Origin of the sequence: Brevundimonas sp. (genome assembly GCF_046299535.1) — a bacterium.
Taxonomy (GTDB): Bacteria; Pseudomonadota; Alphaproteobacteria; order Caulobacterales; family Caulobacteraceae; genus Brevundimonas.
In genome coordinates, this window is record NZ_JBKBIB010000011.1 from 14,292 (window position 1) to 37,730 (window position 23,439).

General features: G+C 63.5%; 12 protein-coding genes and 1 pseudogene. 3 read left to right on the forward strand and 10 right to left on the reverse strand.

The window, feature by feature from the left end; all coding sequences use genetic code 11:
- The 4 genes from ACK4FB_RS10425 to ACK4FB_RS10440 all read right to left on the reverse strand — a co-directional run bounded on the left by ACK4FB_RS10425 (position 1) and on the right by ACK4FB_RS10440 (position 7,747).
- Positions 1–1,482 (reverse strand): SulP family inorganic anion transporter, encoded by a 1,482-nt coding sequence (locus tag ACK4FB_RS10425; protein ID WP_409751609.1) that lies wholly within the window; start codon positions 1,480–1,482, stop codon positions 1–3.
- Positions 1,483–1,674: 192 nt separating this feature from the next.
- A complete protein-coding gene (locus tag ACK4FB_RS10430) occupies positions 1,675–2,874 on the reverse strand; it encodes an MFS transporter (RefSeq protein ID WP_409751612.1) in 1,200 nt (399 codons plus the stop codon).
- A gap of 45 nt (positions 2,875–2,919) precedes the next feature.
- The gene (locus ACK4FB_RS10435) at positions 2,920–4,533 is read right to left on the reverse strand and encodes an FMN-binding glutamate synthase family protein (RefSeq protein ID WP_409751615.1); all 1,614 of its coding nucleotides are present in this window, start codon (positions 4,531–4,533) and stop codon (positions 2,920–2,922) included.
- A 700-nt stretch (positions 4,534–5,233) separates the two neighbouring features.
- A complete protein-coding gene (locus tag ACK4FB_RS10440) occupies positions 5,234–7,747 on the reverse strand; it encodes a membrane-bound PQQ-dependent dehydrogenase, glucose/quinate/shikimate family (RefSeq protein WP_409751618.1) in 2,514 nt (837 codons plus the stop codon).
- 404 nt (positions 7,748–8,151) lie between these two features.
- Between ACK4FB_RS10440 and ACK4FB_RS10445 the strand changes: the two genes are divergently transcribed.
- A complete protein-coding gene (locus ACK4FB_RS10445) occupies positions 8,152–8,679 on the forward strand; it encodes an NUDIX hydrolase (RefSeq protein ID WP_409751620.1) in 528 nt (175 codons plus the stop codon).
- A gap of 224 nt (positions 8,680–8,903) precedes the next feature.
- Here ACK4FB_RS10445 and ACK4FB_RS10450 read toward each other — a convergent pair whose 3' ends face one another.
- The 6 genes and pseudogenes from ACK4FB_RS10450 to ACK4FB_RS10475 all read right to left on the reverse strand — a co-directional run bounded on the left by ACK4FB_RS10450 (position 8,904) and on the right by ACK4FB_RS10475 (position 17,319).
- A complete protein-coding gene (locus tag ACK4FB_RS10450) occupies positions 8,904–10,775 on the reverse strand; it encodes a hypothetical protein (RefSeq protein ID WP_409751892.1) in 1,872 nt (623 codons plus the stop codon).
- A gap of 423 nt (positions 10,776–11,198) precedes the next feature.
- Positions 11,199–11,576, reverse strand: a pseudogene (locus tag ACK4FB_RS10455) (TniQ family protein); the annotation flags it as partial.
- Positions 11,576–12,637 carry a TniB family NTP-binding protein gene (locus tag ACK4FB_RS10460; RefSeq protein ID WP_409751623.1) on the reverse strand — a complete coding sequence of 354 codons (1,062 nt, stop codon included), beginning with the start codon at positions 12,635–12,637 and terminating at the stop codon, positions 11,576–11,578. The pseudogene ACK4FB_RS10455 and the gene ACK4FB_RS10460, both read right to left, overlap by 1 nt.
- Positions 12,634–14,685: a Mu transposase C-terminal domain-containing protein gene (locus ACK4FB_RS10465; RefSeq protein ID WP_409751626.1), complete on the reverse strand. Its 2,052-nt coding sequence runs from the start codon at positions 14,683–14,685 to the stop codon at positions 12,634–12,636. The genes ACK4FB_RS10460 and ACK4FB_RS10465 overlap by 4 nt, the downstream gene beginning before the upstream one ends.
- On the reverse strand, positions 14,685–15,503 hold the full coding sequence (locus ACK4FB_RS10470) for a Tn7 transposase TnsA N-terminal domain-containing protein (RefSeq protein ID WP_409751629.1): 819 nt from the start codon (positions 15,501–15,503) through the stop codon (positions 14,685–14,687). The genes ACK4FB_RS10465 and ACK4FB_RS10470 overlap by 1 nt, the downstream gene beginning before the upstream one ends.
- A 991-nt stretch (positions 15,504–16,494) precedes the next feature.
- The gene (locus ACK4FB_RS10475; RefSeq protein ID WP_409751632.1) at positions 16,495–17,319 is read right to left on the reverse strand and encodes a DUF2971 domain-containing protein; all 825 of its coding nucleotides are present in this window, start codon (positions 17,317–17,319) and stop codon (positions 16,495–16,497) included.
- Between the two features lie 208 nt (positions 17,320–17,527).
- Here ACK4FB_RS10475 and ACK4FB_RS10480 point away from each other — a divergent pair, with 208 nt between their 5' ends.
- Both ACK4FB_RS10480 and ACK4FB_RS10485 read left to right on the forward strand, forming a co-directional pair.
- Entirely contained in the window at positions 17,528–21,907 is a 4,380-nt protein-coding gene (locus ACK4FB_RS10480; protein ID WP_409751634.1) for an AAA family ATPase, read from the forward strand.
- On the forward strand, positions 21,904–23,319 hold the full coding sequence (locus ACK4FB_RS10485) for a hypothetical protein (RefSeq protein WP_409751637.1): 1,416 nt from the start codon (positions 21,904–21,906) through the stop codon (positions 23,317–23,319). Before ACK4FB_RS10480 ends, ACK4FB_RS10485 begins: the two co-directional genes overlap by 4 nt.
- Positions 23,320–23,439: the final 120 nt, after the last annotated feature.

Consider the following 23,439-nt stretch of genomic DNA (forward strand, 5'->3'; position numbering starts at 1 on the left):
TCAGTGGCTCAGCAGGCGTTCGAGCGCGCCTGGCTTATCGTGGATGCCGAACTTGTCGACCATCGTGGCGCTGGCCTCGTTCAGTCCGATCACTTCCACCGTCGTGCCTTCGCGGCGGAACTTCAAGATAGCCTTGTCCAGGGCGGCGACGGCCGACACGTCCCAGAAGTGGGCGCGGCTGACGTCGATGCTCACATGCTCGACCGCTTCCTTGAAGTCGAAGCTGTTCACGAAGGCGTCGGCCGAGGCGAAGAAAATCTGACCTAGGACCACATATTCCCTGCCGCGCCCGTCATCCACCTCGGTGGAGCGGACGGCGACGATACGCGCCACTTTCTGGGCGAAGAAGATGCCCGACAGCAGCACGCCGGTGAAAACGCCCTTGGCGAGATCATGGGTAGCGACGGTGACCACCACGGTCGCCAGCATGACGAAGCTGGAGCTCTTGGGATGGTCCTTGAGGCTGCGGATCGAGCCCCAGTTGAAGGTGCCGATGGCCACCATGATCATGACGGCCACCAGGGCGGCCATGGGAATCTGGGCCACCCACGGCCCCAGCACCACGATCATGAACAGCAGGAACACGCCCGCCGCCAGGGTGGAGAGACGCCCACGGCCGCCCGATTTCACGTTGATCACCGACTGGCCGATCATGGCGCAGCCCGCCATGCCGCCCATGAAGCCGGCCACGATGTTGGACAGGCCTTGGCCCTTGCACTCGCGGTTCTTGTCGCTGGGCGTGTCCGTGAGGTCATCGACGATGGTCGCGGTCATCAGGGATTCCAGCAGACCGACCACAGCCAGGGTGGCCGAATAGGGCAGGATAATCAGCAGGGTCTCGAAGTTCAGCGGGATGTCCGGCAACAGGAACATCGGCAGGGTCGAGGGGAGTTCGCCCATGTCGCCGACGGTGCGCAGGTCCATGCCCATGAACATGGCCATGGCGGTCAGGACGACGATCGCGATCAGGGGCGACGGCACGGCCTTGGTCAGGCGCGGCAACAGGTAGATGATCGCCAGCCCCCCGGCCACCATGGCGTAGGTCTGCCAGCCCACGTTGGTCAGCTCGGGGATCTGGGCCATGAAGATCAGGATCGCCAGGGCGTTGACGAAGCCGGTCACGACCGATTTGGAGACGAAGCGCATCAGTACGCCCAGCTTCAGGTAGCCTGCGATGATCTGGATGACGCCGGTCAGGACCGTGGCGGCGAGCAGGTACTGCAGCCCGTGCTCACGGACCAGGGTCACCATCAGCAGCGCCATGGCGCCCGTGGCGGCCGAGATCATGCCCGGCCGCCCCCCCGAGAAGGCGATGACCACGCAGATGGCGAACGAGGCGTACAGCCCGACCGCCGGATCCACGCCCGCGATGATGGAGAAGGCGATCGCTTCGGGGATCAGGGCGAAAGCCACCACGACGCCCGCCAGCAGATCGCCGCGAACGTTGCCGAACCAGGTCTGGCGCAGGACTGCGAGATTCATTCAAGATATCCTCTCGCACGGCCGCTCGCGGCCATGCGTGACCGCCGCAGGGCGGTTCTGATTAAATTGTTCCGGTGCACGCAGGTGCGGCGAGGGCGGGGAGGCCCTTTCGCAGCAGTTAGACCGTCCAGAAAGGACAGCAGCACGTGCGCGGCCCTCCTAGACAGATAGCTTGTGCGACGCAACAGAAAATCATCGTTCTCGAACCGCCAGCCCATATATCACGCCGGGGGCCAAGGCCGCGAGGGTGCTCGCCGACGCCAGCCACAACAGACCGGAAACGCTGACGCCGGCCTCCATCAGCACGCCGTAAAGCGCAGGACCGATGGCCGTGGACAGCACCATCAGCGCCGTCAGGAAGCTTCGCGCCTCTCCCATGCGGGCCGGGGCCACCCATTCCGCGACGATGGCGGTGCGCAGGATGGCGCCGGCGGCGTTGGTGACGCCCATCAGCGCCAGAAAGGCCCAGACCGCCCAGGCGCCTTTGAACGTGGCGAGCAGGCCCGCCCCCACCGCCAGCGGCGCCAGATGCAGCAGCAGCGGCCCCCGTGATCCGATCCTGTCGACAACGGGGCCCACGATCAGCGACGTGGGAATCTGCACCAGGGCGAAGGCGGCGAAGGCGGCTGCGAAGACCGTCAGCTCGAGGCCCTTGGACTGGGCGATCAGGCCCTGGTGGAAGATCAGGGCGGTGACCGTCAGCGGCGACAGCAGCAACAGCGGCAGATGGGCCCAGAAAGCACCTGACCGCAGCAATGGATTCGGTTGTCGGACGCCGCTCGCCCCTTCGGCGCCCTTCGCCCGGCGGAAGACCGGGTTGTTGAGGATCAGCCACGTTGCCAGAGGGACCAGCGCCAGACCCACCACTGCGCCCGCCACGCCATAGGTCATGCGCCACCCCAGCACCGCGATCGCCGTGACCATCAGGATGGGCAGCACGCCTTCGCCGGCGGCGTGCCCCAGACCGGTCAGAGACAGGGCCTTGCCCCGATCCCGGTCGAAATATCGGGCCACGCCTGTCAGGCCCACGTGCGACATGAGCCCCTGACCTGCCAGCCGCAGTACGAACATGGCCGCCAGCACCATCCAGGGATTGATCGCCGCCGCCATCAGCCAGCACCCGACGGCCAGGGCCGCGCCGGTCATCAGGCCGTAGCGAGCGATGTCCGCGCGGTCGATCAACCGCCCGAACCACGGCAGAGCCATGGCGCTGGCGACGGTCGCGACGCCATAGAACGCCGCCAGCCTCGTCTCGCTCATGCTCACCGCGACAGCGATGCCTGGAATGAACAGCGAGATGAAAAACGTCTGCCCGACGCTGGAGCCGAACGTGAAGGCAAACCCGTAACCCAGGACCGGGCCGTCGCGGCGAAGCAGGGTGCGGAAGGTCAATCAGAGGACTTTGGGCTGGAGCCGGGTGTGACAGAGCTCATCGGCTCAAGCGCGCCGGATGTCCACTCGCTGCTCTCTTGGCAGAAAGCTGCCAGCATCGGCCATCGCCCACCAGCGGGCGTAGTCCTCGGGAGCCTCGTTGGACAGCAGTGCGCCGGGGCTCAGGTAGCGATAGATCATGTCGGCGCTGCGCACCTCGCCGCTGCCGTGACGCACGCGCAGATGTTCGGGGCGGAGTTGCGACGGGTGCGACAGTCCTGCTGCGGCGACATAGTCTGCCAGGGCGTCCAGGGTCTCCTTGTGAAAGGACGTGACGCGAGGTCCCTTCCGCTCGACGACCAGACCGGCCTCGCGCCAGGGGTTTTGGGTAGCGACCCCGGTGGGGCAGGCGTCGGTGTGGCATTTTCGGGTTTGCACGCAGCCGAGCGCGAACATGAAAGCCCGCGCCGAATTGCACCAGTCCGCCCCCAGGGCAAGGGCGGCGGCCATGGTGTGCCCGTCGAAGATTTTCCCGGCGACGCCGATCCGAATGTGGTCGCGCAGGTTTGCTCCGATCAGCGCGTTCACGACAAAGACGAGCCCTTCGCGCAAAGGCGTTCCCACGTGGTCGGACAGTTCGCTCGGCGCGGCGCCGGTCCCGCCTTCCGCGCCGTCGATGACGATGAAGTCGGGGGTGATGCCCGTTTCCAGCATCGCTTTCACGATCGCCAGAAATTCCCAGCGGTGACCGATGCAGAGCTTGAAGCCGACAGGCTTGCCGCCTGACAGGCGCCGCAAATCCGCCAACCACTCGAGCATCTCGCGCGGGGTCGAGAAGGCGCTGTGCCGCGACGGCGAGTGCACGGTTTCGCCGACGGGCACGCCTCGCGCTCTGGCGATGGCGTCATTGACCTTGGGTCCCGGCAGCAACCCGCCCTGGCCGGGTTTGGCCCCCTGGCTGAGCTTCACTTCGATCATCTTGACCTGTTCAAGCGCCGCCTTGCGCGCGAACTCGGCCGGATCGAATTGGCCGTCTTCGGTGCGGCAGCCGAAGTATCCCGTGCCGATCTCCCAGACGAGATCGCCGCCATGCTTCAGGTGATGATCCGATATGCCGCCTTCGCCGGTGTCGTGATAGAAGCCCCCGGCCCTGGCGCCGAGGTTCAGCGCTTCGATCGCGTTGCCGCTCAGTGAGCCGAAGCTGAGGGCCGAGATGTTCAGGATCGAGGCGCTGTAGGGCGCCGTGCAAGCAGAGCCCCCAATCGGGACGCGAAACCCCGGCTCGATGTTTTCGTGTGGGACAACCGAATGGTTGATCCACTCGTGGCCCGGCTTCTCTACATCCAGCTGCGTGCCGAACGCGTTGACGCCTTCCTCTCCCTTGGCCCGCCGATAGACCAGCGCTCGCTGGCGATGGCTGAACGGCCGACCTTCGATGTCGCTGTCAAGAAGGTACGCCCGCATGTAAGGGCGCAGCCATTCGAAGAGCCACCGGAAGTGCGCGCTCAAGGGATAGGTTCGGCGAAGCGTATGGCCGGTCTGCAGCAAGTCCCACACGCCGATCATCAGCAGCGGGCCCAGAATCAAGAGGGGCCAATAGACAGAGACTGTGTTGGACGCATTCCAGAATGCGAGGCTGACGCCCGCGAGAAAAACGAGCAGCAAGGGAAGATAACGCATTCAACTACGCTAGCATCACTTCGGCCTCTGATCATCAGCGGCCCCGGTCGTGGCGTCGTCTTTCCTGTCACTCACCGGCCGGCAATTGATCGACGGCCTACCGCGGCCACCGGAGCCGCTTTAGCTGGCGAGACTTCTGGTGGGTTCCGCCCGTAACGGCAGTCTTCAGGCTATAGCCCAACTCCTCCAGCTCCTCTGATCGCCAGTCTGCCGTGCGGAGTTCCGCCGCGTACAATCGTCGGATTGCGGCATGAGCGGCCCGGCGCTTCTGGCCGGGCGTGGAGAATTCCATTCCTGTCGTAGCCCGGGCGCACTCCTTGCAAATGGGCGCGTCCGGCGTTGCGCCATGGCGCTGGGCAAGACGATAAAGAACGGGAAACAGCGAGCGCGGAAGCTCGACATCATGCGCTGACGCGGCGTCGCCGCAATACAAGCATGTGAAATTTCTAAGGCATTTGATCAGCCACGCTTCATAGCGCGCACGGGCTTCTGTGAAGCTTGATGGGCGGGTCAGGGTAGGCTCCGAACAGCGTCTTCGAGTGCGACTACATCAATAACTCTGGACTTCCCTTTGCGTTCAGGTTTGCCCGGAGACGAACATGGGAAAGGCTGTAGGCGCCACAGCTGCTCTGTCGTCTTACTTGCTCTATGGAAGCTTCCGACTGACGGCCCGCGTGTCGAACATCTACTGAGGACACGATCATTCGGGCAGGGCGTAAACCTTCAGATAGTCGCCCGGAGTGGTTTCGAAACGCGCGTGGCCGGTGGCCGTGACCGCCACGTACTGGCGACCCTGGTGCTCGTAGGTCATCGGCCCCGCCTGGGCCCCGGCGGGAAGGCGGGCCTCCCAAAGAAGCCGGCCGGTCTCTGTCTCGAACGCCCGCAGAAAGTTATCCTGCGCCGCGCCGATGAAGGTCAGGCCGCCTGCCGTCACCAGGGGGCCGCCGAGATTGGGCGTGCCCGTGGCGATCTTGAGGAAGGTGGGAATGCCCAGCGGGCCGGAGTCGAACCCTGTACCCAGCGGGCGCGACCAGACCACCTCGCCCGTGTCGATGCTGGTCGCGGAGATGTAGCCCCACGGGGGCGCGATGCAGGGCACCCGCAGCGCCGACCACCAGATCGGCCGGGTCACGCCAAAGGGCGTGCCGGAGTGGGGGGCGACCGCCTGATCGGGACGCGACCCGCCCGAGCCGACCGGCTGATCCACCACCTCCTCGCGGGGATGCAGAACGACCAGGTTCGGCAGGCGGGAATTGTTGGCGATGATCAACCGTCGTTCGGGGTCATAGCCCAGGCCACCCCAGTTCAGGCCGCCGACCGTTCCCGGGAACAGCAGCATGCCGGCGTGTTCATCCGTGGGCGGCGTGAACATGCCCTCGTAGCGCTGACGGTGAAAACTGATCCGGCACAGCGCCGCGTCGATCGGGGTCAGGCCGAAGGCATGGCGCGCGTCGATTCGCTCCGGCTCGCGGCCCGGGACGCCGCCGATGTTGGGGAAGAATACGGACTGGGGTTGGGTCGGCGCCACCCAGTCGCCCGGAGGCGCGCCCTGCGGCGCCGGCCGCTGTTCGACCGGGCGCAGGGGTTCGCCGGTGGCCGCATCCAGCAGGAACAGATTGCCGGTCTTGCTGGCCTGCATGACGGCCCGCCGCGAGACTCCGTCGATCATGACGTCGACGAGCATGGGCTGGGCGCCCAGATCATAGTCCCACAGATCGTGGGTGACGGTGCTGTAGACCCAGCGCGTGGCGCCAGTTTCCAGATCGACGGCCACCACGGCGTCGGTGAAGCGGTCCTCCTCGGCCGTGCGGTTGCCGCCCCACTGGTCGGCGGCCGCGTTGCCGGTGGCGAGGAAGGCCAGGCCCAGGCTCTCGTCCGCCGAGATGATGTTCCAGACGTTCGGCGTGCCGCGCGGATAGATTTCTCCGGGCGCCAGCGCCGCCCGGGCGTCCGGCCGCAGCGCGTCCCACGCCCAGCGCAATTCGCCCGTACGCGCGTCATAGGCCCGCACCACGCCCGACGGCGCATCGCGCCGCTGGTTGTCGCTGACCTGCTGCCCCAGGATCAGCAGCCCGCCGGCCACCGTCGCTCCCGAGGTGTTAGACGCGAAGCCAGCCTCGCGCAGTCCCATGCCGGCGGTCATGTCGACCACGCCGTCCTGACCGAATTCGCGGCACGGGAAGCCGCCGACCGCATCTAGCGCGATGAGGCGTCCATCGGCCGTGGCGACAAAGATCCGGCGGTGACACTGGCTCCCGCCCCGGGGCACGGGGCCGACGGCGCCAGGAACAGCTGGCATGGTGGAGACAGCTTCAGGCCGACCGGCCGGCGCCCCGTCGTCATGGTAGGCGACCGCGCGGCACGCGGCGGTGAACAGGGATTCCATTGTGCTGGCGGGAACCCGCGGGTCGTGGCTCCAGCGCACCTCGCCCGTACCCGGATCCAGCGCAAAGACCTGGTTGGTCGGTGTGCAGGTGTAGAGCAGATCCCCCACCTTGATCGGCGTGTTCTGGGACGAATAGAAAACCCGGCCCTCCTGCGGGTTCAGGTCGCCGCTCTGGAAGGACCAGACTTCCTGCAAATCGCCCACGTTGGCGGTCGAGACCTGGCTGAGGCTGGAGTAGCGCCGGCCGCCGTTGGTGCCGCCATAGGCGGTCCAGTCCGCGCCCGCGTCTTGCCCGACGCCGTTTGCGGGAGGACCTGCGTTCCCCGCCAGCGTCTGGCCGCCCGGCGCCTCGGTCCGTTCCCAGCTCACGAAGACGACGATCACCAGGGCGGCGACCGCGACCGCCACCCCGGCCAGTGCGTCCCGGCGCGGCGTCGCGCGCGGCGGGACACGCCACATCAGCCAGGCCAGTCCCACGCCGGCCAGCAGGGCGCCGAGCAGCCCGACCCGTCCGGCCAGGTCGATGCCCCATGCCGGCAACCAGCCCTTTCCACCGATTTCCACGAGCGACCAAACGAGCGTCAGAAGGAAAACTGCCGCGAACAGGAGCAGTGCCATCCGGTCGCGGCCGCGCCACGCCAGTCCGGCGCCGACCGTCAGAAGGGCGCCGGCCAGCAGGTAATAGAACGATCCTCCGAGCGCGATCAGCCAGACGCCCAGAACGGCCATGACGAGGCCCAGCGCGCCGACAACCGTCGCAAGGCCGAGGTATAGCCATCGCCAGCCCCGGCGTTCAGCAAGTGCGGATTGTGCAGTGTCCGCCGGCATGGCCAGATCTCCGTCAGAAGGGATTGCCGCCGCACTCCGATCGAGTACCAGCGATCTCTGTTTACGGGAGGGGGCGCATTTGGTTGCACGAATAGTCAGCGCAGGTCGGTCGGTACGATGTGGCCAATGACAAGTACCTGATTTATGCACGAAGGATTGGCTTCGGCCGGTGAGACAAGGGCGGCCCCGAAAGACCCATCTCGTTGCAGGAGGCGGCTTTAGAGACGCAGAACGACGCTAATCTCGCGCGCTGCCTTGCCAGCCCAAACGGATCGAGTAGCCTAGGTCAGCTTCTTCGTGACGTTGCTCCCGGGGGGCTCGCTCAGAGTCCGTCATGCTGCCCGCGTCCTGGAGCGAGAGGCTCCGGAGGCAGCGCCGATCATTTGGGCTGACCACACCACGCAATGAGACTGATCAAGAAACTCGTCCACCCCGACGTCAAGGCCGTGACGGGTGCGATCCTCACCCGCCGTGCAGCGCGGGGAATCGTGATGCGCGACACCTCGATCCTGCTGCTATTCACCGAGCGATATAATGATTTCAGTTTTCCGGGTGGGGGCGTCGCCGAGGAAGAAGACCTGATCGACGGTCTGCGTCGCGAACTTGAAGAGGAAACCGGCGCCAGCAATGTCCGCGTTCAGCGCAACTTCGGATATATTGAAGAACTGCGGCCGCATCGGCGGTCGGGTTTTGAACTGATGCACATGACGTCGCACTTCTTTTTCTGCGACATCGATCCTGAACTGCGCGCCACAAGAATGGAAGCCTATGAAACGGCCAACGGGATGCGGCCGCTCTGGGTGGAGCTCCACGAGGCCATCGCCCACAATCGTGGCGTGATGAAACGCCTCGAGGCCACCATGGGGCTGTCGATTCAGCGGGAAACCTTCATGCTGGAGGAACTGGTGAACGATCTGGAAAACGCCGTTTAGGCCGTGCATTGCCCTGGGCCCGACCCGTAGGCACGCGCCGTGCAAACACCTTTGGATCAGGTCTTATGTGGGTCAGGGAGTCCAGTCGGAGTGTCGTGTTGTGGCCGCTCTGGGAATGACCGGTTGTGGCGCGACGTTGACGTCTCCACGAGAGGCTGACGTAGGAATCTGAGAAACCTGCATTCGAGATCACAATTTTTGAGAAACCCGGCCGCTGGCGCCGATCAGGCTTCGTCGGGGAAAAGCGAGCTCTGCTCGGAAAGCGCCCCTGCTGCGGTAATCCACCGCTCCAGGAGCTGCCCCTCATCGTAGGATGACTTTTCCCAAAGCGCGTGGACCGGACGTTTTCCAGGCCAGATCGGTTTCACATCAAGCCGCGCCAGATTCTGGTTCACAGACCTGATCGAGAGTCCAAGTTTAGAGGCGAGCTTGGGCGTGAAGATGTAGCGGGACGAGAACGCGTCGACGTCAGCTTCGACCACGGTCAGAATCTTGTCCGTCGCCGACCGCGTCGATGCTCGAATGAAGCCAGCCTCAACCGCCGCTCGAAGGCTGGAGCTGTTGGTGCCGAGAATACCGGTCGCTGTATGTACGTACACCGCACCTGGTGGGAGGCGTGGACTCCCCGTTGGACGGGGTTCGAGCAGTTTGGCGCCGACGCTGCGCGGGGGCGAAGAAGGCCTGCCGCATGGCAAGATGTACTGTGCCGCGAAATCGATCGTTCTCACATCTCGTCGGCGCCAGCACATCTGAACGCGGCTCTGCGCGCCGGGCGTGAGGATGGGCTTGATGCCGATCTGCAGAAGCCGACGGGTCACGGCAACCGCAGCAAGCCCGTGCAGCCTAGCGAGCTCCGAGCTAGAGACGTACTTGCGCTGGAACGAGGCCGCAGATGTCTTTGTCACACCGCGAAGGTGTCCGGCACTCGTGAGTTCGGTGGCCTCGAGCAGTCCCTCCGCCGCCAAGTGGCGAAGTGTCTCGGTGTCGATCTGAAGCCGTTTTGAGAGCCCCGCCAGGGAGATGTTCCCCTCCGGTATTGATCGGCCCGGACGCCGAACGAGCTTCTGCAATCTGGCGGCCTTGGGCGCTCTACACGGTCGACCACACTCGGTGAGCCACTGCTTCGAAAAGTCGACAGCCTCGACATCCGATCGCAGCCAAAGGGCTGTGATCTTCTCAGCGTGAGCTGTCGCAAGCACGGGAACAAGGCCGACCTGCTTCAGGCGTCGGGTCACCGATGTCGGGGCGATGCCGAGGCGATGGGCCACAATCGCCGCTGTGGTGATCGTACTCGACCAGCGCTGCACTTCGGACGCCGACACCGCCATGAGATGGCCTTTTCGCCACATGGCGGCCGTTCCTTGTGCCTTGACCAACGCGGCGAGCGTTTTGTGGCTAACCCGCAAATGCTGGGTCGCCTTTCTCGCGGTCATCATCTTCTCCTGAGAGCCTGATCGGCTAAGGGATTCAATCTCAGCCCCGTCCAGATAGATGTTGGCCAAGCTGTTGGTCCCATCGGGACCGAACCATGCCGCCAGACGTCCGTCCCGGATTCCCTGTATGAGTGTCAGGAACGGCAGCGTCCTTAGCTCCGTCAGCCGAGCCGAGGATTCGGTGATTGGCCGATCTGCGTTGACAAGGTTGGTGCAGAACTCGTGCAGGGTTTTCGTATTGTAGCGCTTCGTCTGGCTGATAATTTGCTCCGGCGCGATCATGCCGACGCGGTCGAGAATCCGTAATCTCGCTTTCGAAATCCCCATGACCATCGCAGCTTCAACGGGGGTGAGGAGCGACGCCAGATGTCGCCTTAGTTTCTCCACCCCGTCCGCCCGAATGGCGCGGTAGACGCGGCTGCCGGACGACCGCTCCACCGCCACAACTTCGCCTGCCTCCACAAAATCCCAGATTCTGGGTGTGCGGATGCCAAGCGTCCTCGCCGCCTGCGATGCGGTAATGTAGCGAGGGGTCGTCGGGCTGAGGCAAAAGTAGCTCTCCCGCCGGAGCATGAAGCCCTGCCAATTGCGGGAGAAGAAATCCCGCACGCTGTCGATGACGAAAGGGCAGACATCTTCGAAGGTGTTCCGGATCCGGACCAACTCGGGACCGAACTCCTTGTGAAGACCGATCCTCGCATCAGAGCGATGAAAGCGTTCGGTTGCCCAGCGCTCAAAGGTGGTTCGCCAATCCAGTACGAAGGGCGCGCCCGCCTCTATGACGGTGACTGATGCCGGGATTTCAGCTCGGGAATTGTAAATGGAACTCCGCTGGCGAGGCCCTCCCAGAAGGGACGCTCCGAAGAACCAACACAGGGTGGAAATTTCGCCGACTGAAGCTTGGGAGCATGAAGCGCTGTCAGGCGCTTCGGCTGCGCTAGCGAGCCGCTCTGCGATCCGTAAAACGCCTGTGGGCGCCTTTCTCCCATTGGCCCAGCGATGCCCGCAGTCGCAGCAATCCAGGCGCCTTCGCAGCCAGTTTGCAGGCCGCTCACATTGGGGGCACCGGTCAGCTAGCAGTATCCCGTGGCGGTGACAGGCTGCGTAAGACCTAAGATGCCACAGCCTGGATGCGTATCCCCGTTCCTCAAGGCAGGCCGCGCAAACCCTCGCACCATCTGAGAGTAGGTGCACCCGGGCAATGGCTTCGCGACCGAAGGTCAGGCCTTTGCCGCTTTCCTCAGTGGGCGCGAACGAAGCTGCTTTCAGGTCGGCAGGGCGAGAACTCCCAAGCTCGCTCAGGGTGCCAAGATCGACGGGCCTGCTTTCGAAGCCAGGCGTCAGTCCTGCACGCTGCAGCAGATGCAGAGGTTTGAGCCAGTTGGCGTCGCCCAGGCGCACCACGTAGCCGCACAGGCTCTCATCCGGCTGGATAGGCCCCCGAATAACGAGGTGGCCGCCCATTAAAGGATCAGGTGTTTGTTTACGGCTTGAGCTCTCCGCCGCTTGGAGCCCGAGGTGGGGGAACCACCCTTGATACGCTTCTTCGCGATCTTGATTTCGTAGTCGTCGTCTAGCGGTGGCGGCGGTTGGGCGATGAAAGTCGGACAGAACGGATTCTGCATCCCGTTCTTCTCCAGTCGGAAAGCACCTTCAGCGGCCTCCCGAAGAAGGGGTAGATCAATGGCCACCTTGTCACCCCGCTTCATGAGGCGGGTGCTCTTTAGCAGCACCTTCTTGATTCCATCGACCAGGCCGCGAGACAGATAAAAAAAGCGGAAGGCGATATCGTCGTCTTCGACATCGAACTCGAGCGGCACGGGTGACAGGTCGCGGAAGGTCGCCAGGAGTCCGATGAAATTATCTTGGCCGGCGTAGTCAGGGTCGCCGTTTGGTTGGAACCACCTGTATGGCTCGAGCCGGATCTCCGCGTCCCATCTTCGCTCGATCTGACGATCTGCGTCGAACAGGTGGCGAAGATTACCCAACCCAAGCAGGATGATCCCGACCGAGTTGGTCTCATGTCGAGATTTGATCCAGTCGATGAGTTTGTCCGACACTACAGTGCCTGATCGTTCAACAGCTCGTTGCGCCTCATCGATCAGGATCGCAGCGGTCTGGTTCGCCGCCACGAACCGATCAACCCGATCGCCCAGCGTGTACTCATCGCCGCGATTCCAGAACTCGTCCCCATAAGCCTTCAAAAGCTCTCTGGCCAAGCCCTTCACGGTCGGCGACGGCGGCATGGTTGCAATGAGCAGCTGATGGCGATCGGCAGTCATTTTCAGGCCGCCCATGAGCTTGACCTGGGCTCCGTTCGGCACTGGCGGGTACTCGACCGCAATCCGGTCCTTCAAAGTAGATTTGCCGACGCCAGGAGGGCCGCTGACGTGGATGCAGGGCGCCGTCCGTGCTGGGGCAAGCTCGATCAGGTCGCGAATTTCCTCCATGGCGTAGGCGAAGTTCGGATGATTGACGAAAATTGAATCGATCGCGGCGTACGCATCCTTCCAGGAGACCGTCATGAGCCGCGCCTGCCGAGAAGTCGGTCGCCGTCAAAAGTTGGAATGATCCGTTTCCGCTCCGGAACAGCGGCGGGGGCGGACGGAGAAAGTGACGGGGTTCGGGGTTCGATTTCCGGTGCCGACAGCGGGTTCAACGTCGAACCCGCGAAGGGCCCCGACATCTTCTGCAGTTGGCCGTCATGGTCCAAATTGTTGAACGCGTGTTGCGTGCCGATGCCAATAGCTCGAGCAATCAGGCTGTTTGTTCTAATGCTCATGGCGGCGGGCAGCGCGTCTGCGATCAGCTCATGCAGAAAGTCGTGAGCGCGAGCGAGGTTCGTAGCAGAGACCTCGCCGAACTTTTCCCTGGCGTTGCGTTGGTTCAGCTTGTGTCTGTGCAAGCTGAGCCCCTGCGCATATGCCTTGAACACAGCCTCAGCCCGAACCCAGCCTGTGGGGCGTTTGGGAATGCGCGCATGAACATAGGCTAGGTTCGACGGGTCGAATTTGATCTCTACGTCGAGTGTCTCGCCATGTTGCTTGCGCAGCGCCTGGAGCTCGGGAGACTGGAACCACAGATTTTCCAGACGTACGCCCCTATGATCAAGGCTACCCGGACGAACGACACCGAAGACAAAGTCCAGGTCGTGCGACCTTGGAAGGAAATCGGGAGGAAAGTCGCGCGTGCCTTCTTCCCAAGCCGCCGCAGGAGACTTGAGAAGCAAGCCGCGCGGCTCCTGGAGGTAAATATCCACCAGCCAGACGTGGAGCATGTAGAGGAGGTGACGAAGCCCTATGCATCCATGCTTTTGAGGGTCGTACTCGTGCATGTCCTTGCCGAGCACGAAGCCGGGAAGCTCTCGTAATATCGTCTGATTGAGCACGTTGAACATGCCTTCCACCCTCGGCTTGAACCACGGGGTTCTGGGCGTCGCGTACTGAATCGACATTTTCAGATCGAGGCCGATCGCGTCGACGGTGTTGCTCCACTGAGACAAGCCGTTGTCGAACGTCACCTTTCTAGGGATGCCGGCTGGCTCATATGTGTTTGCGATATCCGGGTACTCGCGCGCCACATAGGCCTTGGGGAGGCAGCTATGCCTTAGCGCGCTCGTGAGCATCAGATCACTGGGCGGCTCGAATCCTAGATAAAATCCGATCGGCGCACCCGAATAGACATCGACATACCAAGACAGCCAGGGGCGCCCGAGTGGGATGCCCAAGGACTCGTCGAAAACGAATATCGGCACGCGCGTTTCATCATACTCCACCAGATCGAGACACGCCTGCGGCTGGGCCAGACCCCGCCCGCCGCGATATAGGTGCCTTGCGGCGTTCTTCCCCCCGGCGACAACTGATCGATCTTCCGCCGAAAACTCATTCCACACTCGGTGAAATGTCGAGGGCGACGGTGCACTCAAGAGTTGCTGGCTACCGCCAGTCTCAATCCGGCGGGCGTTCTCGGCCTGAATGCGGCGCTGCGTTTCCCGCTGCATACTATTCAAAGTGACGACGGGAGCGGCTCCGACCTTTCGGGTCTGATACGCGAGTACGACTTGCTCGTGCATAACTTGCCTGGCGATTGCCACACCAGGGCAGCGGCGGCGCTTCGGCCCCATCTTCCTTCCGGCCAATCCCTGCGCGCCTCCCTGTTCCGCCGATTTCCTCCAGCGATAGTACGAAGCGACCGAGACCGGTTTGGCGAAACCGAGCGCCTCGCTCACCTCAGCGAGCAAGCCCGCCAGATCAGCACGATTGACGCGATGCCCACGCAGGCGCGCGTCGACAGCTTCCAGGAATCTCGCACGACTGAGCACTTTTTCCTGTTGGGGTTGAGACATGTCTCGAACAGGAGTTGCTGGCTCAGCGCGGCCGTCAGAGTGCGTGGGCACCAGGGAGAGGTGATTGGCCTCGTAGGCAGCCGCCATATCATTCCAAGGCCACTCAACCAGCCGGTTGGTCTCGATATCGACAGCCTGCCACGCCCCATCGTCGAGACGATTGACCAGCCGATAGCGCCGGCCATCGAAGTCAAAGAGCGATCCGACCGAAAACGAAGCGAACCGCATCAGCCACCATCCTTGGGGCGGCTCAGCGACACCGGCGATCCCGGGGTCAGCAGGATCTCGAGGTCTGTCTGCACCCAGCCGTCAGCCAAGGCGCGGAGCATGCTGGTCCAACTGGCGCCTGGAAGTGCGGATATCGCCTCTTCGATCATCAGCGGGCCTCTTCGCAGCAAGGCTTCAAGCGCGGCGGCAGCACCAATCGGTAGCGGCTCATTCCGCCTCGTCCTAAGCAGGAGTGCGACGTTGTCGGCCATCGGGCGGCGAAGGATGTGGCGCTCGGTCAGGACTTCATACTGAAATCCCAGGCCTGTAAGCGCAGCCGCGATATGAGGCCACCGCGCTTCATTCTTCTCGCTCCGGGCGTCGCTTTCCCATTTGACCTCGACGAACGAAGCGACGCCGTTCGTCTCGTAGTACAAGTCGGGTGTGTGGCGGCGCTTTTTGCCCTCTGCGTCGTAGTACGTGATGCTGATTGGCTGCTCGAGATACCTCCAGACAGCGCCATCAACCTCACACCGCTCACACAGCCTCAGCTCGAGATGGGACCGGGTCCGCACTGTTCGCCCCATTTTCGAGCTGGCGAGCTTGCCTTGCCAGCCCCTTGAGGCGCTCCGGCTTCGCCGAATCTCGAATACCTCTGGGTAGTCGCCCAAGATGTCGGAGAACAGTTCCGGATGGCGTCGAAGATCGATAAGCGGCCTCGCCCCTATCCTCGGCAGCCAAAGACGACGCACGGGCGGCATTTGGTATTCGAGCAGAGGCGAAGATGGTCCCATCGCCAACGCACGCTCGATCAGTCGGGTTTCGGCGGCGCTGCTCATAGGAGGTCTTCCTGGGGCAGCGACGCCGCTCTCTTCTCGCCCGCAAAGTTGGCGACGGTTGCTATCGTAGGCGCCTGCCCGATGGGCAGCAGGGTGCGAGGATGGACGTAACCCATCTGGATGCTCCTTGATCGGCGGTGCGTTGGGACCAGGCCAGCCGGGATCATCGCGCTTCTCTGGAAGCGTGTTGACTTACTGCTAAATCGGGGAGAACATCCTTCCATCGTCTTCCACAACGATTGGAGCCGGAAGGCTTCCCGACCGAGCCCTCGGCCCAGCCTGGGGCTCGAGTTGTATCTGGTCTAAAGATATGAAAATGCGTGGTTTTACGGCGGGTCCATCGGGTGCGATCCTCTGCTGTTGGGCCGAATGGTCGGCCTGAAAGCGTCAGCGACTCGACATGCAGCCGAGATTGCGACATGAGGATTTTTGCAAGACTCTCCTTTGGAGTCACAGAATAAATTCGCACAAATGGTGCTGTAGGTCAGCCAAGGTAGTATTGATATACGATCGTATATAATGACGGGCATCATGGCGTGATTGACATTACTACGTAAGCTGTTGGCCTAATCAAAATGACGCTTAAGGAGCATATCGATGGCCGTAGGCGACGACACCTCAGATGATCCCGCTGTGGAACGTCTCGGCGCGCCTGTAGAGGCTGCTCAGCCGGATGGGTGCACTTTGCAGGGGATCCGCAAGGCCTTGAGACTGACGCGGGGCCAAGTGGCGAAAGCTGGCGGTATGACGCGATACCGCGTCGCCAGGATCGAGCATGCCGAAGACATGCCGGTGTCGGCGCTCAACCGCTACGTCACGGCGCTTGGAGGTGCACTGGAGCTGGGGGTGGAGTTTCCCGACCGGCCGCCAGTTTTCCTGCGGATGAAGCGGGGGAAGTGGGTAGCTTCTTCGCAGGCAGGCGGTCGGCAATCGTCTACCTGGCGAGGCCAGCGACGACCCGAAGCGACGATGGCCGGCCGTTCGCTGACGGTCAGCGCACCTTCAGACGGCTGCGGGAAATCGTCGCCCTCGGCACTGCGGCGGCAAGGATCTCGGTGACCCGGTCCGCGACCGTCTGATCCGCCTTAGGCCCCAGCATGACATCTAACTCGTCGAGCGCCCCGGGGTCGAGCGGTACGAACAGCGCTTCCGTTGTGACGGGGTAGGTCTTCAGGTCCAAGGTTACAGTGTTGAAGTAGTCGTCGTCGGGATAGATGGCACCGAAGGACATCAAGGCGATCTTGAAGCGCCACTCGTCTTCGAACGCCCAGTCGGTCCCCTTCACCATTCCGAGATCATAGGGATAGACGTGGGATTGCCCCTCGCGGCGATGCACCATGCGAGGGCTCCGATAAGCGGGATCGTTGGAATAGAAAACCTTGTTTGGGCCGATCACGAGGCGCCCCTTCCCGCCCATGGCCGGAAAGGGGCGCTCAATGGTGAACCAGTCGTTGATCGAGGTGATCGCGCCGCCTTCTTCAAGCACGGCCGCCTTCGGCCGCCCCCGGAAAAGGTCGGTCGGCAAGGTGAGCCGCACACCGCGCATCTGATCCCCGTACACCGACCACATCGGCAGGGTCTCCACATCGGGTCCGGTCCAGCAGGATACGAAAATCGAAGTAGCCGCGTGCGGGAGGTCCTCGGCCATCGCCTCTTCGGGATCGTTGACACGGTCCAGCCGGGAAAACCGCAGGTTGCGGCTGGTCACGATCCTCTCCAGCGCGTCCACGGATGTGAACTGACACAGGCGTGAGGGAAGCTCTCGGATCTTCAGGACGTCCCACATGAAGGCGTCGGTGTAGAAATAGTCTCTCATGTCCCTACGCTCTCTGGCTCGCCCTATCCTTTGCCCTTGGACGGGCCAAGGCGGAACTGCAAGGCTTCTAAGAACGCACGCGACGGCGACTCTTACGAGCCGTCAGCCAGCGATCCGCCATGCAGTCGCGCACCGCCTGATCAATGGTCATCGGGCGGCACGCGGCCTAGTGTCGGGCTATGTGAGTCTGCGGGACCGAACCTCGAGAATGGCTGAACACGCCTACAAGACGCCGGGTCTGATCCGGGCCGGCTTCCACTACCAGGACCTCGTGGCTATCGAGACCCTGATCGACTTCTATCGCGATTCCAAACGCTACCGATGGGTCGAGATCGATTCCCGGGATGACGCCTTTCAGTCGGTCGAGGATGTCGTGGCATGTCTGCCCGACGGGCGCTTCGACCTGACCCAGGTCAAATTCACGGCAGATCCGTCCGCGACGGCGAACAGCCTGAGCTGGAACTGGTTGACGGAGCGCAGAAAGAGCGGCCGCTCGCTCCTGCAGAAATGGTCGGCGACAACCTTGAAACAATCGAGGGTAGGAAACTTGCGTCGCGCCCTGCTGCGCACGGACAGAAAGCCCGACGCCGCCGTGCTCGCCTGTCTGGATGGACCGCTTGTTCGTTACGACCGCATCCCAACCGAGGTACGGGAAGTGGTGGATGACCATATCGGCTCGGAGGCTGACGCCCGGGCCTTCTTCTCGGTGTTTGAATTCGTCCATTCCTGCCCGCTGATCGAGGATCTCGAGACTCAACTCCGGGCGCGGTTAGCTTCGGATACGGACAGCGGTGGCTGGGCCCAGTTCCGGCTGGCGGTGCAGACTTGGGCAACGCTGAAGAACCAGCCCGGTCCCGACGGCCGAATCCGCCATATCCATCTGCGCCAAGCCCTTTCGCGGGAACGTGCTCGCCCTCTGCCTCAGGGCTTCGAGGTGCCGAAGGCCTATAGTGTGCCTGACGCGGGCTTCGACAAGGCCTTCCGGGCAGAGATTGTCGAGAGCGACGGGGTGAGCGTCCTGTGGGGTCCGCCAGGAAGAGGCAAGAGCACCTATCTTAGCCATTGCGTCGACAGGATCGACCCCAAGGCTGCGGTCTGTATCCGTCACCACTATTTCCTGAGCTTAGACGACCGGTCCGAGGGCCGGTTCCACTATCAGGCAATCGCCCGCTCATTCGAACACCAGCTTGAGCAAGAGAGGCGCGACCTGATCGGGGCGAGGCAGAGCCTCGGCGAGCTGATCGAGACCGCCGCCGGCCGGTTGGCGGCGGAAGGCCGCAGGCTGATCGTGGTTATCGATGGCCTGGATCATGTCTGGCGCGAGAACCGCAACCACGAGGAGATGGAGGAGGTGTTCAATGCCCTACTGCCCCTCCCGCCCAATGTGCGCCTCGTGGTGGGGACCCAGAAGATCGCGTCCGAACACCTCCCAGCTCGGTTACTGCGCGCCCTGCCGCCCGAGGATTGGCGCGCCCTGCCGCTGATGTCGCCATCGGCGGTGGCGGCCTGGCTCAAGAAACAGAACAAGGCAGGGCGTCTGAACTTGGAAATTCCGGCTCACCGAACCCCGGCCGAGGCACTCGCTGGTGTGGCCCGCGCCTTCCACAAAGTTTCGGGCGGCCTGCCCCTGCATTTGATCTATTCTTTCGAGGCGATCGCACGCTCGGGCGAGCCAGTGAACGCTGACGCCGTCGCCGCTCTGCCCGCCTGTCCCACCGGCGACATCCGGGACTACTACCAAGCTATCTGGAAACGGCTGTCGCCCAAGGCTCAGGCCCTGCTGCATGTGCTGGCGGGGTTGAGTTTCGGCCCGCCGCCCTCCGCCATGGGTGCTTGTTTCGGCAAAGGCGCCGACGCCTTGGCCGCGGAGGCCAGCATCAATCACCTGCTCGATTATCGCGAGATCGAGGTACGGCCCTTCCATGGCAGCCTCTACGCTTTCATACGGGGCCTTCCGGGACATGACGCCGCCTTCCGGACGCACGCCACGACAGTTCGAACTTGGTTGGAGACAGAAGCGCCTGCGTGGTGGCGGTGGGCCTGGCTGTGGATCACTAAGGCGCAGCTGGGCGAACCGGACGATCTACTCCATGGACCCGACCGCGCTTGGGCCATCGAGGGCCTCTGCGCGGGCTTCCCGATCGATCAGCTGGCGACCATCTTGGAGCGGGCGGAATCCCTGAGTTTCGCGACCTTGGACCTGCCCCGGACGCTGGAGCTGCGCTCGCTAAAGACACGGGCACTTAACGGCCCGGAGTTCCAGGCCTATGAGGTCTGGGCTCTGTTGACTGAGGCGGCTGTCAGCTTGTCTGGCGACCCCACGACGACAGCCGTGCTTCGCGCCGCTCTCAAACAGGCTGAGCCCACCCTTTTTCCCTACATGGTGCGCGGCGCCGACGCCTCCATCCGTCCCGCCTTGGCCGAGGCGGCGATCCGGCAGCTGAACCATCGCATGACCAATCGCGACGACGAGGGGGTCGTGCGCAGCGACCATGGCCAGGTCCTTGCGCGGGCTGCCGTCGAGGTGGTCGCTAATATGACGCCACGAGATGCACGGCGTGCCGTGGACTTCGCCAAGCAATCCGCCGCCTCGGATGGCTTGATCGGGCTCTACGGGCGCGAGGCACTTGCGGCCGGAAAGCCGGAGAACGTCCTTTCCGCTGGGGACCAGTTCACCGGCCGCGACGCCGACCGACAGGTCTTCGCCGCCCTCTGTCTGGAGGGATTGTCGCCCTCGATGCGTCCGGCACTCCAGGGCCGGAGCCATCCCGCGATCCGCTGTCTGGCTGTCATCAAAGGCGACAAACCCGCTCGCTCGCGGGTCAGGCGCGACCTTGCCAGACTGTTCGAAGACGAGATCGAGCTGAAATACGGCACGGAGGGTCGGGCGCGTGCAGCCCTCTACGACGTTTTCTTCTCCGCCCTCGCCGAAGGACTCAAGGGCCGGCCAGCCGTGGGCTGGGCACAAATCCCTGCGGCCAAAACGACGACCTGGCTGGCAGGTGCCTTCCGTGCCGCCGAACGGCTAGCACGGGATATCGCCCAGGGCTGGCGAGCCGGTCATGGCATCCCAGCGCTCGGCGAGATCCATGAGAAGTTCGTCCATCCCCCGCGGCACGGCCTCTCCCATGGCGAGCGTCGGCCCCTTATCGACGTCCGCCTCGCCCTCCAAGACATCGCCGTCGATCTCTGCCTGCTGCGCCGCGCCGTCGACCCCGCTGCCTTTGTGACCGCGGACGACCTTACCGCGGCGCGGTCGAGCCCCTATTGGCTGGATCTACTCTGGCTCGAGACCTTCTGCGAACGGCGGCTGCGTCTGCATGCGCCAGAGGCCGTTCGGGTCTTTGTCGAGGTGCGCATTGGGGCGCTCGACGCCGAGGTCAGCCAGTTCGACGAGCGCACTGCCGAGGCGACCCGCCTCGCACTGTTCGCCCACGATCATGGGGTGGACGACTTGGCCCGGACCGCGCTGAGGCGCGCCATAGAAGGCCTGATCGGTTATGGCTACCGCAAGGACCCCTTCGCCTTCGAGGTACTAGAATCGCTTGAGATGATTGGAGCGGTAGACCCGACGCTGGCTCGCGCCGCCCTGCTACGCCTGGCCGGAGCCTATGAGAGGATCACAGACTATACGGACGGCGACGAGACCGACCACGCCCGCGAGGGGTATTATGAGCTCCTCGCCAAGTTCGCGCCCGATCACATCCCGGCTTGCTATGCCTCACTCGTCCGAACCGAAGACTGGCGCTACGCCGAGGCCCTGACAACAACTCTCGCCGCCTCGCCCGAACTCGAGACCCCTGCGGGCCAGGCGTTGCTTGAGACCTTCCTCGACCGGCGCGAACGCGCAGCCCTGCGCGACATCGCCGGGCCCGCCCGCCCCATGGCGGAGGCCGCCTGGCAGACGGTGCACATCCAAACTGGCGGCCAAGTACTACGCACCGAGCCGAGGGAAGAGACGGCCTTGGTCTCCGATGCGGCGGGGGAGGAGGAAGAGTCTCTAGTTCCACTGCCCTCCCCGGGCGACTATCCGCCGGATCGGCTGGCCTCCTATCTCGGAGCCCTTGGCAAGCTGACAGACTATGAAGCCCGTCGCGAACAGACTGCAGAATGGCTTCGCCACTGGGACCGCGCCGGCCAGGCCGAGGCCGCGCTCGACTCCTTCAGGGCGGAAGTCGCCGCCAACCGGCCGCGCTTAGACATCGAAACCGCCTTAGACGTCGCCTTCGAGATTTCGCACCGAACCCAGGGACGCACGAAGGCCTTCTTCTGGCTCGTTCGGTCCCAAGTGCTCCGCTACGGTTGGCAGCGCTGGTTCACTAGTCGCGAGGAGGGCGAACGGCGGCTGAGGCTGGCGGCCCGACACTATCCAGACCGCTGGCGGGATTTCATCCGCCAGTCCTCGGAATCCGTGTTTTCCCTGCGCGTCGAACAGGAGGGGGCAGTAATTGGCATCTCTCGTCTGGTCTTCTTCCTTCTCGAGGTAGGCCAGACCGATCTCGCCAAGGCCTATGTCTCCACAATGGTTGATATTCTGGAGGCCGAGGTGTGCGGCCAACCGATCCAGACGCCGGAGTGGGCAAGATGAGCGCCTTGGCTACCGCCCTATTAACCGAACGCCTGCTTTGGCCGGTCCCGCGCGTGCGCTGGGAAGCCGCACGGGGATTGGCCCGGCTGATCCGCGCCGGCGATCAGGTCGCGCGTGAAGCCCTCCTGGTCTGGATCAGCCGACGAGACCTCGAAAGCGAGGTCATGCTGGGACTAGGCGTCATCGACGGCTTCGACCTTTGCGGGGCCTTCAGTTTCGATGAGGTCTCCCGAGCGGTGAAAGCGCCATCCTTCCTATCGGACCTGCTCCTCGCCCGAAACTTCGCTGATGCGGAGCGCCTGTTCCCCTTTCGGTACGCCCTTTCTCCGGACGCGCCCGCGCCGATCTCGGACGAGGTGGCGGCCTGGTTCGAACGCTACTGGCATGCAGCCGTCCCGCCGGTTTTCCGCCGCACGCTCGAGCGACTGGAAGAAGAGAGCGGTTGGCCTTTCCTGAAGCAGTGGAAGCACGACTGGTGTTGGCTGCAGTCTACTCATCCCCGGCCGGTTCCGGATCGCCCCTACTATTTCTTCGACCACGATCGGGAGGGCGTGGGTCAAATCGACCTTGGTCAGCGCGAGCTCTATATCTCGGCTTATTTGCGGACCTTGGCCCATGCGGCCCTCCGCGGTCCTCTACCGAATGACGTCGCGGAGGGCCACGCGCTCCACGCCCTGACCCTCACCCCGGGCCTAGCTACGCTCCGATCCGTCCCAGCGCCGGAGTGGGCCACGGGCCGCCCACAGGGAATCGAAGTCGAAGAGGATGTTAGGGCCGAAGCTCTCAGACTCTGGAGCGCGGCAAGGAGCGACCTTGCCGTGGACGAGGTCCCGCTGCATCTGACCGTCACTCGCCGGAGCGCAGATGAATGGCTCGAGCTCGAGCTGTCGCTGGCGGTCGGACGGCCGGGCTTCAGGGGCACCGGGATAAAGCCGATGATCCTGAAACCGGCGATAATCGGCGGGGAAACCGGGGAGTTCGTGCGGCTCTTTGCGCAACAGGTTCGCCCTCAGGATATCCCGCTCGATCCACCCTTGATCCTAGTCCAGGAAATCCATCCGGCTTGGCCCGGGCGCTTTCATTCCGACATCCTGGCCGGCATGTCGCTCGCCTCACCCGTGCTGTTCGGGCCCGCCGTCCTCGACAGCCATGAGGACGTCGTGAGGCTTCGCCTCGGTTTAGACAACGTCTCGACCTGGCGGCACTGGTACGACGGGTGGAGTCCGGGTCAGCCTGCGGATCTCCGGTCGCCGATTAACAGTCTGACTGGTGCCAAGGCCGCAAACATCGAAGCTCTTGTAAAGGGTTCGGGCGGCGAGCTCGGCGTTTGGGTCAGCGCGCGGCATGGAATCAGGAAGCAGTCCTATTCAGACTATATCGTCCAAGACGCGACGTTCTGGGCAGAAACATAGAGAGCTGAAAAGTGGATGCGCGTAACCTTGGGCGGGCCGACACGTCTGTCCGCCCAGTCGCGGAGCCAAGTCCCGAGTTCCAGCCAAGCGCGATCGTCTGATTCGCCTTACATGGTGGCA